The organism is Aneurinibacillus aneurinilyticus ATCC 12856 (assembly GCF_000466385.1).
Taxonomy (GTDB): Bacteria; Bacillota; Bacilli; order Aneurinibacillales; family Aneurinibacillaceae; genus Aneurinibacillus; species Aneurinibacillus aneurinilyticus.
Map to the genome: position 1 here is coordinate 59,555 of NZ_KE952845.1, position 15,283 is coordinate 74,837.

Consider the following 15,283-nt stretch of genomic DNA (forward strand, 5'->3'; position numbering starts at 1 on the left):
AAAAGAAAAAGCGACCATATTACAGGTCGCTTTTTCTTAATATGAATGCATTCATATATGCTTAAGCGGACAGGCCGTTAACCTTCTTCGCCAAACGAGACTTCTTACGGGAAGCTGCGTTTTTGTGGATCAGACCTTTGGTTACTGCTTTGTCCAAATGTTTGCTGGCAGCCTGCAGTGCAGTCTTAGCTGCTTCTACATTGCCTGCTGCTACAGCAACCTCTACTCCTTTGATCGCAGTGCGTAGAGTAGATTTTTGAGCGGCACGGTGTGCGCGGCGCTTTTCAATCGTTTTTGTACGCTTGATCGCGGATTTAATATTTGGCATGAGATTCACCTCCTTGGTGCATCCGATAATACTACTGTTATAAAGTCAACAAGAGAAATTGTATCATGTGCTACCAGGGTTTGCAAGAAGGTTTTTCTTCGTATAAATAAACAAGGAACGGGAGAGTATGAAAACGAGGTGATATGCATGGAAAAACGGCTTGATTTAAGCGTATATGCTGTACGGACGGATCTGGCGCTAGAAGCGCGCGAGATGGCGACACGGAAACATATGGAGGAGCTTGCCGGTGTTCGTTTTCATAGTGAGGAAGAAGCAGGGATTACTGTATCAAAGATGGTTATTGAAACGATGGAGGGTGCGGAACGAATTGGCAAAATGCCGGGGCACTATGTTACTTTGGAAGTGCCAGGCCTGCGTTCACAAGACTCAGAATTGCAGGATCGGGTAGCCACTCGCTTTGCCCAAGAATTTCATGCATTCCTCGAAGCACTAGGCTTGAAAGAAAAAGACAGTGTACTTATTGTCGGTTTGGGTAATTGGAACGTTACGCCTGATGCGGTCGGTCCTCTGGTAGTAGAGAATGTACTGGTAACCCGTCATTTGTTCGAACTTATGCCTGACCGTGTGGAAGAAGGATATCGGCCGGTTAGTGCTGTTTCGCCCGGTGTGCTTGGCATTACCGGCATCGAGACGAGCGAAATTGTATACGGAATTATTGAGAAAACGCGGCCTGATTTTATTATTGCAGTTGATGCGCTTGCCTCACGTGCGCTGGAGCGTGTCAATACGACAATACAAATATCGGATGCAGGAATCAGCCCCGGTTCCGGTGTTGGCAACAAGCGAAAGCCGTTGACAAAGGAAACGCTCGGTATTCCGGTCATCGCGGTAGGGGTACCTACCGTGGTTGATGCGACAACGATTGTTCATGACACGATTTCGTATATGCTTGCCCATCTGGGTCGTCAGCTTAACGAGGCAAAAAATCCAAAGCCTGCAAGCCGCCTGATGCCTGGTGGTTTTTCTCTTCCAGGTAAAGTGAAACGATACACGGAGGAGGATATGCCGAATGAAGATGAGCAAAAAACAATTCTCGGTATGATAGGCGAGCTGGAGGAAACCGAGAAGCGCCAGCTCATTCATGAGGTGCTTGCCCCGCTCGGTCATAATCTTATCGTTACGCCAAAAGAAGTTGATGACTACGTCGAAGATATTGCTAATATCATTGCCAGTGGTCTGAATGCGGCTCTTCATCGTTCTATTGATATGGATAATGTGTCTGCTTATACGCATTAATGTTATGGGGAAGAAAGTTAAATACTGTGTCCGTCAACGAAGCATGGACAGGAACCGCCAAATATTCGGATTCCTTTGAGGGAAAAACGGTGGCGGTTCTTTTTTATGGAGCGAAAGCACAAGCGTTTTTTTCTTCGCTCTTCTTTTTCTGGAAAATCGGTTCTATGTCCCGTATCGGATTCATAGATTAGTAGAAAGCATGGTGAAGACGATGGACAACCATCCGAGCAACAGGAAAGGAGAACGCAGTATGTCGAGGAAAAGTCGCAATTTTATTGTTAATTTATATGGGGCAGGCGTACAAAAAAGTTTTGTCGTCCTTTCGCTGAGCACGGCGGTTATTTTTGTATTAATGGGAATTCTCTTCGCTTCGCAGGCAGGTAAGGGATTATCTTCACAGCAAGTAGGAAAGATGACGGTAGCGATGTCGAGCGGCGTACTGCTTCGTACTATGGGCTACGAAATTCCTTATTTTACAGCCGTACAAAAGGCTGAGGAGAACATTAATGTATCTTCCTTAGCATTTCGCCTGATCACCAGCATTAATCCGAAAGATCCCCGCAGTTTTCTCGGCAACGAATTGCCGGGTTTTAGTCTATTTGATACGGAAGTTCTCGTCTCAGGAAAAGATCTCGCGCTAAGCGAGTTGCCCTTCGAATCATCCCCGCCTCCGGAAGCGTTGAAAAAAGATGCAGCGACAGGAACGGATTCCCAGGCAAAGGTGCAAGAGGAGAAGCCGATGGAGCAGGAAGTGCTGTCTACGAACGGTAGAAAAGTTTTTTTCATTTATAACACTCATAATCGGGAATCATGGGTGCATGCTGTTCCAGAGGCACGTGCTAAGAACAATCCGGATTTGGCGATGGATTCGAAGAAAAACGTTACGCTTGTGAGTCGGCGCCTTGCACAAACCCTTGAGAAGAATGGCATCGGTTCATCGGTAGGCACGACAGATTTTACGGGCCGACTCATTAATCGGGGTGCTCCATATGCGCTATCGTATGCTGAATCGTTAAAAGCGGTCAAAGCCGTGATGGCCCAAAACCGGGATTTGGACTATTTCATCGATATTCACCGTGACTCGCTCCGACGCAAATCTACAACGGTTGCCCTGGACGGAAAATCATACGCACAAATCCACTTCGTCGTCGGCATGCGCAACAAAAATTGGGAGAAAAATCAGCAGTTTGCACTCAAAGTGCATAATGTAGTCGAAAAGAAATACCCGGGCCTGTCCAAAGGTATATTTGGCAAAAAAGGTGGGAATGGTGAATATAACCAATCCGTTTCACCGAATGCTATCCTGGTTGAAGTAGGGGGTGTTGATAATACACTAGAAGAATGCTATCGCACGGCGGATGTGCTGGCGGAAGCGATAGCTGAAGTGTATTGGGAAGCGGAGAAAGCGAATGCGAAGACGCAGCCGAAACGATCGTAAGCGGGAGGGAACACGGTGAAGCTGACCGCCAAATTCTTTTTGCTTGTCGGAGTCTTATTTGCAGGTATTCTGTGCGGCATTAATCTGGCGGAGAAAGGCATCCAGCGCATTGAAGGAGCCTCGGATCAGCCTGTGAAGGGGTTTTATATTAAGAAGGTAGAGAACGGACGCTTTGAAGTAGAAGTGCTGGGCAAGCAGGTTGTAACGGAAGACACATTGTCCTCCGCACGAATGTCAAGCGAGAACTGGATTAGTCATACAGGAAACAGTGTGCGAAACTGGGTAGTTACGGCCACACGAAATATGATGAAATGGATTATGGATAAGCTATGATGAAAAAAGAAATCGCCGATGCGGTTTCTTTTTCGTTTTGTCATACGCTTATTGCAAGGCATATTGAGAGGAAAGAACAGTATGAACGAGAATTATATAGAACAACACAAATGAGGGGGAACCAAAAATGAGTATGTATTTGGAGCGATTGAACAGTGTGCGTGAGGAACTGCAAAGTATGGGAGCCGAATCTGCACTTATTACTTCTCCATTATCAGTGGCATATCTGACTGGTTTTGTGTGTGATCCGCATGAACGCTTTCTTGGCCTTTTGCTGCGGGATGATAAAGCGGTATTATTCTTGCCTTCGTTGGAGCAGGGAAAGGCAGAATCAGTGCTAGGCGGCACGAATGCATTAATTCAGGAGATTGTAGGCATACAGGATACGGATAATCCGTACGCTAAAGTGAAGCAGAACGGCGGGGCGGCAGCTCGGTGTATAGCAGTAGAAAAGGAATATATGAAGCTAAGCCAGGCAGAGCAATTGACTTCGGTATTTGGAAATCCCGTTCTTAATGATGTGGGTGGCTTTATCTCAAAGCTGCGCAACCGGAAATCGGCTGATGAAATTTTAAAAATCAGGGCTGCGGCAGAGTTGGTGGAGGATGTGCTGGCGGAAGGATTAAAAAAGGTTAAAGCAGGCATAACAGAAATAGAAATAGTGGCTGAGCTTGAGTACATAATGAAGAGGAAAGGGGCGGATGCACCAGCGTTTGACACGATGGTGCTTGCAGGAGCCAATTCCGCACTGCCACATGGTGTTCCGGGAAAGACACAGGTGAAGGAAGGCGGATTTCTACTGTTTGATCTCGGCGTGTTTAAGGATGGATACTGTTCAGATATTACCCGTACATTCGTGACAGGCGAGCCTTCGACAAAGCAGAGGCATATATACGATACAGTACTTAAGGCGGAAGAGGCGGCCATTCGTGCTGTACAAATCGGGCGTCCGCTGGCTGAAGTGGATCGTGCGGCGCGGCATGTAATTGAAGATGAGGGCTATGGACAATATTTCACTCATCGCACCGGTCATGGACTTGGCCTAGAAGTGCACGAATATCCTTCCGTTCATGGAGCTAATGAAGAAGCGATAGAGGCCGGTGCCGTATTTACAATTGAGCCGGGCATTTATGTGCCGGGGGTAGGCGGCGTCCGGATCGAGGATGATATACATGTTACAAGTCAGGGCGCTGAGGTTTTAACTTCATTCCCCAAGACTTTAACACGTCTTGATATTTAAATTGCTGTTCGTACCAGCGCCTGATATAATAATCATTAGTGCATTTTTTCCTCGTGGGAGGTATTGTATGGATCGCAGACAAAGACAGGAGAAAATCAGAAACTTCTCCATCATCGCTCACATTGACCACGGTAAATCGACGCTGGCTGACCGCATTCTTGAATTTACCGGTGCGTTGACCGAACGGGAGCGAGAAAATCAGTTCCTGGATCAAATGGATTTAGAAAGGGAACGCGGCATTACAATTAAGCTGAATGCCGTTCAGCTGAAATATAAGGCGAAAGACGGCGAAGAATACATTCTTCACCTGATTGATACGCCAGGACACGTCGACTTTACGTACGAAGTATCACGTAGCTTGGCCGCTTGCGAAGGTGCTTTGCTCGTTGTGGATGCGGCGCAGGGAATTGAAGCCCAGACGCTGGCCAATGTGTATCTGGCGCTGGATAATGATCTTGAGATTCTGCCGGTAATTAATAAAATCGATCTGCCAAGCGCAGAACCGGATCGTGTAAAGCAGGAAGTTGAAGATGTAATCGGTCTCGATACTAGCGATGCGGTGCTTGCTTCAGCCAAGGCAGGTATCGGAATCGAAGAAATTCTGGAACAGGTAGTAGCGAAGGTGCCTGCTCCGACCGGGGACCCGGATGCACCATTGAAGGCGCTTATCTTTGATTCCCTGTATGACGCGTACCGCGGCGTTATCGCTTATGTACGTATAGTAGACGGTACTGTGAAAAAAGGTTCGAAAATTAAAATGATGGCGACGGGCAGTGTATTCGAAGTGACTGAGGTTGGTACACATGCACCGTTCCCGAAACAAGTAGACGAACTAACAGTGGGCGATGTAGGCTTTATCGCTGCAAGCATCAAAACGGTTCGTGACACAAGGGTCGGGGATACGATTACGCTGGCGGAAAATCCGGCAAGCGAACCGCTACCAGGCTATCGTAAGGTGAATCCGATGGTATTCAGCGGCATGTATCCGGTGGATAGCGCGGATTACAACGATCTGCGAGAAGCGCTTGAGAAATTGCAGCTGAACGATGCATCGCTGCAATTCGAGCCGGAGACATCGCAGGCGCTCGGCTTTGGCTTCCGTTGCGGCTTTTTAGGTATGCTGCATATGGAGATTATTCAGGAGCGTATCGAACGTGAATTCGACATTCCCCTTATCACGACGGCACCAAGCGTTATCTATCATGTGACAAAAACGGATGGAGAAAAAATTTCCATCGAGAATCCGTCGAACATGCCGGACCAACAGAAAATAGATTTTATTGAAGAGCCATACGTTAAGGCCTCAATTATGGTGCCGAAAGATTTTGTTGGTGCAATTATGGATTTATGCCAGCGCAAGCGCGGTGACTTCATTGATATGCAGTATATCGACGAGACGCGTGTGCAGATCGTGTATGAAATGCCGCTGGCTGAAATTGTTTTTGAGTTCTTTGACCAGTTGAAGTCAAGTACGAAAGGGTATGCGTCGTTTGACTATGAATTAGTCGGCTACAAAAAGTCCAAGCTGGTAAAAATGGATATTATGCTGAACGGTGAAGTGGTGGATGCCCTGTCCTTTATTGTGCATCGGGATACTGCTTATCAACGCGGACGCGTACTATGTGAGAAGCTGAAGGAGCTGATTCCACGACAAATGTTTGAAGTGCCCGTACAGGCGGCTATCGGGCATAAGATTATTGCGCGCGAAACGATTAAGGCGATGCGCAAAAATGTACTTGCCAAATGCTACGGCGGCGATATTTCCCGGAAGCGTAAGCTGCTCGAGAAGCAGAAGGAAGGGAAGAAGCGCATGAAATCCGTCGGAAGCGTAGAAGTACCGCAGGAAGCATTTATGGCGGTGCTTAAAATGGACGAATAATTCATTACGAACGAAACGATGAGGAGCGAGGGGTAAAAGGCTTTTTACTTCCGCTCTTTTTTTGCTAGTACCGAGCGGCGATGCCCGTGAGTTTTTCTTACTAACTACAGGTTGTTAAGAGGTGATGCGGTATGACAAAGGCCGTATATATCCATATCCCATTTTGCACCAATAAATGCTACTATTGCGATTTTAATTCGTATGTAACGAAGAATCCGCAATTGGTGTGGGATTATCTAGATGTTTTAAATAAAGAAATGGAAGAAACAGTACGCTATTTTCCTCCGGAAGAAATCAGAACCATTTTTGTTGGGGGAGGAACGCCAACGTTTCTCGATCCGAAGCAGATGGCATATTTCCTTGAGATGGTACATCGGCATTTTCCGAAACGGAGTGCAGATTTGGAGTTTACGATGGAGGCAAATCCCGGAACAACCGATATGGAGAAGCTGTCGATTATGAGAGAGGGCGGCGTGAATCGGATTAGCTTCGGCGTACAATCGTTTAACGATGATTTATTGAAGCGAATCGGGCGTATCCATGACAGCGAACAAGTGCTGCGCAGTTTGGAGAATGCGAAGAAAACAGGCTTTGAGAATATCTCGATTGACTTGATTTTCGGTTTGCCTGACCAGACAGTGGTGCATTTTCAAGATACGCTGGACAAGGCATTCGGGCTTGATCTGCCCCATTTTTCTTCCTACAGTCTGAAAGTGGAAGAAAATACGCTTTTTCATACGCTATATGAAAAAGATCAGCTTCCTTTACCAACAGAAGATGAAGAAGTCATCATGTATGAACGATTAATGGAGCAAATGGCGAAGCACGGATACCGTCAATATGAAATTAGCAACTTTGCCAGACCCGGATTTGAGAGCCGTCATAATATGACATACTGGCGTAATGAGTCTTATTACGGCATTGGGGCAGGAGCACATGGCTACGTAAATGGGGAGCGGCATGTGAATGCGGGGCCGCTTGCACAATATATGCAGCTTACGGGTGAGAAAGGACTGCCGCGAGTTGAGCAATTCACTGTGAGCCGTGCTGAACAAATGGAAGATCATATGATTATGGGCCTGAGAATGATGGAAGGCGTATCCGCAAACGATTTCCGGCACCGGTACGGCATAACGCTTCAAGAGCAATTCAGTCCGGTTATCGGTGAGCTTATCGCGCTTGGCCTGCTTGCATGGAGTGGGGAACGCCTGCATTTGACCCATCGTGGCATTCCGTTAGGAAACGAGGTTTTCGCAAGATTTTTAGGGCTAGTTGACAAAGTTTGATCTCCTTTGGTATTTTGGAAGTAAGCTCTTTAGCACTCATTATCTAGGAGTGCTAACAAAGGAGGGGCAGCATGCTTACGGAACGTCAGCAAATGATTTTACGAGCAATTATAGACAACTATATCCGTTCCGCCGAACCAGTTGGCTCACGCACGATTTCGAAACGGGAAGACATTGGATATAGTTCTGCTACCATCCGCAATGAGATGGCGGATTTGGAAGAGATGGGCTATCTGGAGCAGCCGCACACATCGGCAGGACGCATTCCTTCCAATAAGGGCTACCGTTTTTATGTGGACCAGCTTGCTCGCATGCCTTTTGTGCAGATAGAGGATGCCTCATACATCCGCCGACTATTTGCCGAACGATTTTATGAATTCGAACAGGTGATGAACCAGGCGGCGTCCATCCTTTCCGGATTGACGAATTATACGTCTATTATTCTTGGACACGACATAAAAACGACTCGACTTAAAGCAGTCCAGATGATTCCACTATCCCGGCAATCCGCTGTTGTTATTCTTGTAACAGACACGGGAAAGGTCGAGAATAAGACTATTTCCTTGCCGGAGGGTATGGAGATAGAGGAAGTGGAGCGGGTAGTAAACCTGCTGAACGATAAGCTTTCCGGCGTGGCAATGACAGAGCTAAGACAGCGTCTGCATGCCGAGGTGGCAAAAGAACTGGGCCGCTATATTCAGCAATATGAGCAACTCATGACAGTACTTGAAGAGACGTTGAAGCATGAACCGGACGATCACATCGTATTGAAGGGAACGACCAATATTTTGATGCAGCCCGAATTTCGCGATGTGGATAAAGTTAGGGATATTTTAACACTTTTTGAGCAGAATGAAATGGTAGTGCGCCTGTTTGATTCGCAGCAAACCGGGCTTCGTGTACGAATTGGCACAGAGAACGAAGAACAGGCTGTTAGCGGCTGTAGCATCATTACAGCCACTTATCACCTGGATGGACAGCCGGTCGGAACGGTAGGTATTTTGGGGCCGACTCGAATGGAGTATGCCCGTGTCATGGCAATTTTGAGCGAGCTTTCGGGCAATTTAACCGATGCGTTTGAACGTTTCTATAAAAACGGGCCATAAGAGTCCGGTATAATTAGTGAATAAAAGGGGATGCTTATGAGTTCACATCCGACGGAGCGGGATGGCTCAGGGGATGAACGGATATCCACCCTGCTTCATAATATGAATGCGGTACAGGCGGTTGCAAGTTCCGTCGAAGGAACGATTGGCCCCAAAGGGCTTGACACGATGCTGGTAGACGAACAAGGTGGCGTTATTATTACGAATGACGGGGTCACTATCCTTGAAGAGATGGAAGTGAAACATCCGGCTGCCCGATTGATGATAGGCCTTGCCCGTTCACAGCAGCGTGAAGTGGGGGATGGGACGACGACAGCCACCTTGCTGGCTGCATCGCTTGTTGCCGAGGGTGTAGCGCAGGTGCAGCGAGGAGTTCCAATCGCCAGGGTGATTGCTGGCATCGAACTTGGAATCAAGGAAGCAGTAGACCGACTCAGGGATGCTGCGTTGCCGATCGAAGGGTTCGATGATGAGCGTCTGTTTCATATTGCATACATTGCGGGAAGGGAACAGGAAGATATTGCCCGTCTTGTTATTGAAGGAGCCGGACTTGTCGGACAGGAAAAGATGCTTGAGCAGGACTTTTCTTTCAGTGAATTGGTTACGGCACGTGAAGGCGCGGAGAATAAAGTGCTGAACGGTGTTATTATAAATCAGCATCCTTTATCTCGCGAGATGCCCACCCGTCTTGTAAATGTACGCCTTCTTGTGTTGAATGACGCGCTTGCACCCGAAGAAATGGATGATGAGGCGCTAGGTACAGAAATAGGATTTCAGCGGTACTTGCATGTAAAAGAAGAGTACCGGCGCAACCTTGAGAAGCTTTTGGAATTGAACGTGAATACAGTGGTGCTTGACCGAAGCTGTGATAGTATAGCAGAAGAGTTCTGTCTTGACCATGGAATTCTAGTGCTTCATCGGGTGTTCCGTTCGGAAAGGGAACGGGTTGCCCGATACACCGGTGCACGTTCGCTTAAACGTACTGCTTTGGATAAAAGCATAGCAGAGCTTTCACGTGCGCTTGGATATGCAGAACAACTGGAGTTTGACGAATCACTTAATCATGTGCGGATCATAGGCGGGCAAGGTATGCCTGAGGCGACGATGATTATTGGAGCTTCGACAAGCGAGGTGGTCGGTGAGCGGGAACGCATCGCCAAAGATGCGGCTTCGGCTGTCCAGGCTTCGCTTCGTGGCGGCTATCTTCCTGGTGGGGGTAGCGCTGAATTATTCCTGTCCAGGCACCTGGAAACATGGCGCCATTCGGTTAAAGGAATGGAAGGATTTGGTGTAGAATCGGTTGCCGCTTCGCTTCGCAGGCCTTTTGCCCAAATGGTGCGCAATGCCGGTTTTAATCCGCTTGAGAAAATTGAACAAGTAAAAGCGGCGCAGTCCGAAACGGGAATGTCTAGCATCGGTCTTGATTTTGACACCGGAGAATGCGCCGACATGCTGGTGGCTGGGGTGGTGGACCCTGCACCGGTCAAATTGCATGCCCTGCAGACGGCTGGTGAAGTAAGCCGCGCCATTTTGCGCATACATACGGTCATCCGCAAGAAGTCTCCAGCTATACTATTAGATGAATAGGGGGAAGTACTGTGTCAGAAGAGAACAAAAAAACTGCCGAAACATCGGAAGAAATAAAGCAACAAGAGGCTGCGGCAGAGGCAGTTGAATCTGTACATTCTGAGAAAAGCGAGCAGTCAGAGGCCGCAGCGGAGGCCAATGAGTCTTCCGGTGTAACTCGCGAGGAAGAATTGCTTGCCCAAATTGAGCAACTTAAGGCTGAGAAGGAAGAGCTGAACAATCAATATCTGCGGGCGCATGCTGACCTGCAGAACTTCCGTACCCGCGTCAATAAGGAAAAGGAGCAGATGCTCAAATATTCTTCACAGCGTGCTGTTGAGGCGCTTCTGCCGGTAATTGATAATTTTGAGAGGGCTATTGCTGCAAGTCAGGATGCCCAGGATACAAGCGCCCTAAAAGAAGGTATCGAGATGGTGTTCCGTCAATTGCAGCAGGTGCTTGAACAAGAAGGGGTTACCGTGGTGCCTGGCGTTGGAGAACCGTTCGATCCGAACATGCATCAGGCAGTGATGCAGGAAGAGAGCAGCGAGTATGAATCCGGTATGATTATCGAAGAATTCCAGAAGGGGTATAAGCTCAAAGATCGTGTCATTCGACCGTCTATGGTAAAAGTAAGCTCCTAAAAAACCATAATAAATACACTTAGAAAGGTTGGTCAACATATAATGGCTAAAGTAATTGGGATTGACTTAGGTACTACAAATTCTTGCGTAGCAATTATGGAAGGCGGCGAGCCAGTCGTTATTCCAAATCCAGAAGGCAACCGCACCACGCCTTCCGTAGTCGCTTTCAAAAACGGCGAACGAATTGTCGGCGAGGCTGCAAAACGTCAAGCGATCACAAACCCTGATAACACAGTTATCTCCATTAAGCGTTACATGGGTACGAACCATAAAGTTACCCTTGAAGGAAAGGAATACACGCCGCAGGAAGTATCGGCAATGATCCTGCAAAAGCTTAAATCTGATGCAGAAGCATATCTCGGTGAAACGGTAACACAGGCTGTTATTACAGTACCGGCTTACTTTAACGACAGCCAGCGCCAGGCGACGAAAGATGCTGGTAAAGTCGCGGGTCTTGAAGTGCTCCGTATCGTCAATGAACCAACAGCCGCAGCGCTTGCTTACGGAATGGAAAAGGAAGATGACCAAACGATTCTTGTATATGACCTCGGTGGCGGTACGTTTGACGTGTCCATTCTTGAGCTTGGCGATGGCTTTTTCGAAGTAAAGGCGACAAGCGGAGACAACAAGTTAGGTGGGGATGACTTCGACCAAGTTATCATCGACTATCTGGTAGCGGAATTCAAAAAAGAGAACGGCATTGACCTATCTGTTGACCGCATGGCAATGCAACGTCTAAAAGATGCAGCGGAAAAAGCGAAAAAGGATCTTTCCGGCGTACTTACTACAACAATCTCGCTTCCGTTTATCACGGCGGATGCAACTGGTCCGAAGCATTTGGAAGTAAATTTGACTCGCGCAAAGTTCGAAGAATTGAGCGCACAGCTGGTTGAGCGTACGATGGTGCCGACTCGCCAAGCGTTGTCAGATGCAGGCCTTCAGCCTTCCCAAATCGATAAAATTATTCTTGTCGGTGGTTCTACACGTATCCCGGCTGTTCAGGAAGCGATTAAGAAATTCACAGGTAAAGAGCCGTATAAGGGCGTAAATCCGGACGAAGTAGTAGCTCTTGGCGCCGCTGTTCAAGCAGGTGTGCTGACAGGTGATGTAAAAGACGTTGTTCTGCTTGATGTAACTCCGCTATCACTCGGTATCGAAACGATGGGCGGCGTTATGACAAAGCTTATCGACCGCAATACGACGATCCCGACTAGCAAGTCCCAAGTATTCTCTACAGCAGCCGATAATCAGACAGCAGTAGACATTCATGTTCTGCAAGGTGAGCGTCCAATGGCCCATGATAACAAAACGCTGGGCCGCTTCCAGTTGACCGACATTCCGCCGGCACCACGTGGCATTCCGCAAATCGAAGTTACGTTCGATATCGATGCCAATGGTATCGTAAACGTATCGGCAAAAGATCTTGGCACAGGTAAGCAACAGCAAATTACGATTACTTCTTCTTCTGGCTTAAGTGATGAGGAAGTGGAACGTATGGTGCGAGAAGCAGAAGAAAATGCCGAAGCGGATAAACAGCGTAAAGAACAGGTAGAATTGCGTAACGAAGCCGATCAATTAGTATTTGCGACAGAGAAAACGCTGAGTGACCTTGGCGATAAAGTAGAGCAAGCTGAGATCGACAAAGCGAACGCAGCAAAGGATAAACTGAAAACCGCACTCGAAGGAACGGATCTTGAAGCGATCCGTACGGCAAAAGACGAGCTGCAGGAAATCGTACAGCAGCTGTCTGTAAAACTGTATGAACAGGCTGCACAACAGGCGCAAGCGGCGCAAGGAGCACAAGGTGCAGAGCAAGCCGGTAAAAAAGACGATGATAATGTCGTAGATGCTGACTATACTGTTGTGGATGAAAACGAAAAAAAATAATGCGTAACGTTTGATGAAAAAAAAGTCAAAGTCAGGGGCAAACTTGGCTTTGACTTTTTTTCGCAATTTGATATATGATGAACCTTATGAGTGAAACAGTGCGGGAGTGAAGAGTATGAGCAAACGCGATTATTACGAGGTGTTGGGCGTAGGCAAATCCGCCTCGGAAGATGAAATAAAGAAAGCATACCGTAAGCTGGCGCGCAAGTATCATCCGGATGTCAACAAAGAGCCGGATGCGGAGCAGAAGTTCAAGGAAGTCAAAGAGGCATACGATGTTCTTAGCGATTCACAAAAACGGGAATCGTATGATCGTTTTGGTCATGCTGGAGCCCAGCAGGGCGGATTTGGCGGCGGTGGCGATTTCGGTGGCTTTGGTGATATTTTTGATATGTTTTTTGGCGGTGGCGGCGGACGACGCAATCCGAACGCCCCACGCCAGGGGGATGATCTGCAGTATACGATGCAGATTGACTTCAAAGAAGCGGTCTTCGGTAAAGAAATGGATATTGAAATTCCGAAGGAAGCAACCTGTTCTAAATGTGATGGATCGGGTGCTGAACCAGGTAGCAAGGTGGAAACATGCCATACATGCGATGGTTCTGGACAGCAGGAGGTTGTGCAGAATACACCGTTTGGCCGTGTCGTAAACAGACGTGTCTGCCCGACATGTAAAGGAAGCGGCCAGTTTGTATCTGTAAAATGCAGCAAGTGTCACGGCAGCGGAAAGGAAAAGGTTCGCCGCAAAATTCATATTAAGATCCCTGCAGGGGTAGATGACGGGGCAAGAATGCGTATCGCCGGCGAAGGCGAGCTAGGAGTGAATGGCGGACCACCGGGCGATTTGTACATTGTGTTCCGTGTAAAAAACCATGAATTCTTTGAACGTGATGGTAATGATGTTTTCTGCAAGGTACCGATTACGTTCGCTCAGGCTGCACTTGGCGATGAGATCGAGGTGCCGACGCTTGACGGCAAGGTAAAATTAAAGATACCTGCGGGCACGCAGACAGGAACGAAATTTCGCCTGCGCGGACATGGGGTTCCATACCTCAATCGCTCCGGTAAGGGTGATCAACATGTAAACGTAGTAGTAGTAACACCGACCAAGCTGGACGATAGACAGAAAGAATTGCTCCGTGAGTTTGCTGAAATTAGCGGTCAAGAAGTGCATGGCGGACATGAGCCTTCTTTCTTCGATAAAATGAAAAAAGTACTGCGCGGAGAAATGTAAGCAGGCAAGCTTGATAGCAAACGAGAGGATGGGACAATCGGATGAATTGGTCTGAAATTAGCGTTCACACAACGCAGGAGGCAATCGAAGCGGTTTCGAATATTTTGCAGGAAGCGGGTGCCTCTGGTGTTGTTATTGAAGACCCGGAAGTACTGAAACGTGAGTGGCAGGATACATTTGGAGAAATCTATCAGCTATCGGCAAAAGATTATCCATCCGAAGGCGTCATCGTAAAAGCCTATCTTCTCGCGAGCGATCAGATAGAACAAACCGTACAACAAATCGAACAGGCGATTCAGGGTCTTTCTGCATATGGCATCGAGGTCGGTTCCGGAGCGGTGTCGCTTGCGGAAGTGCAGGAGGAGGATTGGGCAACCGCCTGGAAGAAATACTATAAACCGGTAGAAGTATCCGAACGAATCACGATTACTCCTACATGGGAGAACTATGTGCCGGAGAAGGAGAATGAGCTTATTATTGAACTCGATCCAGGCATGGCATTCGGTACAGGAACGCACCCGACAACGGTGATGTGTATTCGGGCATTGGATGAAGCGATTTCGGGTGACGAAACGGTTATAGACGTCGGTTGCGGTACGGGTGTGCTCAGCATCGCAGCCGCGAAGCTGGGGGCTTCCTCTGTTCGGGCACTTGATCTCGATGAGGTCGCTGTTCAATCCGCAAGAACAAATGTTGAATTGAATGGTACCAAGAATACAGTAACTGTGGCACAGAATAATCTGCTCGATGGTATCGACGGTCCAGTCGATATCATCGTCGCTAATATTCTGGCTGAAGTTATCGCTTTATTTGTCGAAGATGCAGCCAGGACATTGAAGCCCGGTGGTTTGTTCATTACATCAGGTATTATTACTCAAAAAGAGGCCGACGTAAGAGCCGCGATGGAGAAGGCTGGTTTCCGTATTACGGATGCACATTACATGCACGATATGTATGAGAAAGAGGACGGCTCCCGTTATGCTGATACTGACAGGGTAGCACCACCTAGTATTCGTGACAGGGGTGACATCAAATCCGGCTGGGTATGCCTGATAGCACAAAGAAAAGCAGAATGAGGGATGTAG

Annotated in this window: 13 protein-coding genes; 12 read left to right on the forward strand and 1 reads right to left on the reverse strand. The window is 47.8% G+C overall.

What is annotated here, in order from left to right; genetic code table 11:
* Positions 1-61 precede the first annotated feature (61 nt).
* A complete protein-coding gene (rpsT, locus tag HMPREF0083_RS17840) occupies positions 62-328 on the reverse strand; it encodes a 30S ribosomal protein S20 (RefSeq protein WP_021623039.1) in 267 nt (88 codons plus the stop codon).
* Positions 329-475: 147 nt separating this feature from the next.
* Between rpsT and gpr the strand changes: the two genes are divergently transcribed.
* The 12 genes from gpr (at position 476) to prmA (ending at position 15,274) form a co-directional block, all read left to right on the forward strand.
* The gene (gpr, locus tag HMPREF0083_RS17845; protein ID WP_021623041.1) at positions 476-1,585 is read left to right on the forward strand and encodes a GPR endopeptidase; all 1,110 of its coding nucleotides are present in this window, start codon (positions 476-478) and stop codon (positions 1,583-1,585) included.
* Positions 1,586-1,835: 250 nt separating this feature from the next.
* A complete protein-coding gene (gene spoIIP / locus HMPREF0083_RS17850; protein ID WP_040303525.1) occupies positions 1,836-3,023 on the forward strand; it encodes a stage II sporulation protein P in 1,188 nt (395 codons plus the stop codon).
* A 15-nt stretch (positions 3,024-3,038) separates the two neighbouring features.
* Positions 3,039-3,356, forward strand: coding sequence for a DUF3679 domain-containing protein (locus HMPREF0083_RS26540; protein ID WP_021623044.1), 318 nt, complete (start codon positions 3,039-3,041; stop codon positions 3,354-3,356).
* A 133-nt stretch (positions 3,357-3,489) separates the two neighbouring features.
* Positions 3,490-4,596: a M24 family metallopeptidase gene (locus tag HMPREF0083_RS17860; RefSeq protein ID WP_040303560.1), complete on the forward strand. Its 1,107-nt coding sequence runs from the start codon at positions 3,490-3,492 to the stop codon at positions 4,594-4,596.
* Between the two features lie 67 nt (positions 4,597-4,663).
* Positions 4,664-6,475 carry a translation elongation factor 4 gene (gene lepA / locus HMPREF0083_RS17865; RefSeq protein ID WP_040303527.1) on the forward strand — a complete coding sequence of 604 codons (1,812 nt, stop codon included), beginning with the start codon at positions 4,664-4,666 and terminating at the stop codon, positions 6,473-6,475.
* A gap of 131 nt (positions 6,476-6,606) precedes the next feature.
* Positions 6,607-7,761: a radical SAM family heme chaperone HemW gene (gene hemW / locus HMPREF0083_RS17870; RefSeq protein WP_021623048.1), complete on the forward strand. Its 1,155-nt coding sequence runs from the start codon at positions 6,607-6,609 to the stop codon at positions 7,759-7,761.
* 71 nt (positions 7,762-7,832) lie between these two features.
* The gene (gene hrcA / locus HMPREF0083_RS17875) at positions 7,833-8,867 is read left to right on the forward strand and encodes a heat-inducible transcriptional repressor HrcA (protein ID WP_021623049.1); all 1,035 of its coding nucleotides are present in this window, start codon (positions 7,833-7,835) and stop codon (positions 8,865-8,867) included.
* Between the two features lie 36 nt (positions 8,868-8,903).
* Entirely contained in the window at positions 8,904-10,454 is a 1,551-nt protein-coding gene (locus HMPREF0083_RS17880; RefSeq protein ID WP_040303530.1) for a TCP-1/cpn60 chaperonin family protein, read from the forward strand.
* Between the two features lie 11 nt (positions 10,455-10,465).
* Positions 10,466-11,077 carry a nucleotide exchange factor GrpE gene (grpE, locus tag HMPREF0083_RS17885; RefSeq protein ID WP_021623051.1) on the forward strand — a complete coding sequence of 204 codons (612 nt, stop codon included), beginning with the start codon at positions 10,466-10,468 and terminating at the stop codon, positions 11,075-11,077.
* 42 nt (positions 11,078-11,119) lie between these two features.
* Positions 11,120-12,964: a molecular chaperone DnaK gene (gene dnaK, locus HMPREF0083_RS17890; RefSeq protein WP_021623052.1), complete on the forward strand. Its 1,845-nt coding sequence runs from the start codon at positions 11,120-11,122 to the stop codon at positions 12,962-12,964.
* A 115-nt stretch (positions 12,965-13,079) separates the two neighbouring features.
* Positions 13,080-14,198, forward strand: a complete 1,119-nt coding sequence (gene dnaJ / locus HMPREF0083_RS17895; RefSeq protein ID WP_021623053.1) for a molecular chaperone DnaJ — start codon at positions 13,080-13,082, stop codon at positions 14,196-14,198.
* A gap of 41 nt (positions 14,199-14,239) precedes the next feature.
* On the forward strand, positions 14,240-15,274 hold the full coding sequence (gene prmA / locus HMPREF0083_RS17900; protein WP_021623054.1) for a 50S ribosomal protein L11 methyltransferase: 1,035 nt from the start codon (positions 14,240-14,242) through the stop codon (positions 15,272-15,274).
* Positions 15,275-15,283: the final 9 nt, after the last annotated feature.

Excerpts from the sequence above, each read along its gene's own strand:
- rpsT (WP_021623039.1), bottom strand. The coding sequence starts at position 328 with ATGCCAAATATTAAATCCGCGATCAAGCGTACAAAAACGATTGAAAAG.
- hrcA (WP_021623049.1), top strand. The coding sequence starts at position 7,833 with ATGCTTACGGAACGTCAGCAAATGATTTTACGAGCAATTATAGACAAC.
- HMPREF0083_RS17880 (WP_040303530.1), top strand. The coding sequence starts at position 8,904 with ATGAGTTCACATCCGACGGAGCGGGATGGCTCAGGGGATGAACGGATA.
- prmA (WP_021623054.1), top strand. The coding sequence starts at position 14,240 with ATGAATTGGTCTGAAATTAGCGTTCACACAACGCAGGAGGCAATCGAA.
- lepA (WP_040303527.1), top strand. The coding sequence starts at position 4,664 with ATGGATCGCAGACAAAGACAGGAGAAAATCAGAAACTTCTCCATCATC.
- gpr (WP_021623041.1), top strand. The coding sequence starts at position 476 with ATGGAAAAACGGCTTGATTTAAGCGTATATGCTGTACGGACGGATCTG.
- dnaK (WP_021623052.1), top strand. The coding sequence starts at position 11,120 with ATGGCTAAAGTAATTGGGATTGACTTAGGTACTACAAATTCTTGCGTA.
- hemW (WP_021623048.1), top strand. The coding sequence starts at position 6,607 with ATGACAAAGGCCGTATATATCCATATCCCATTTTGCACCAATAAATGC.
- dnaJ (WP_021623053.1), top strand. The coding sequence starts at position 13,080 with ATGAGCAAACGCGATTATTACGAGGTGTTGGGCGTAGGCAAATCCGCC.
- HMPREF0083_RS17860 (WP_040303560.1), top strand. The coding sequence starts at position 3,490 with ATGTATTTGGAGCGATTGAACAGTGTGCGTGAGGAACTGCAAAGTATG.
- spoIIP (WP_040303525.1), top strand. The coding sequence starts at position 1,836 with ATGTCGAGGAAAAGTCGCAATTTTATTGTTAATTTATATGGGGCAGGC.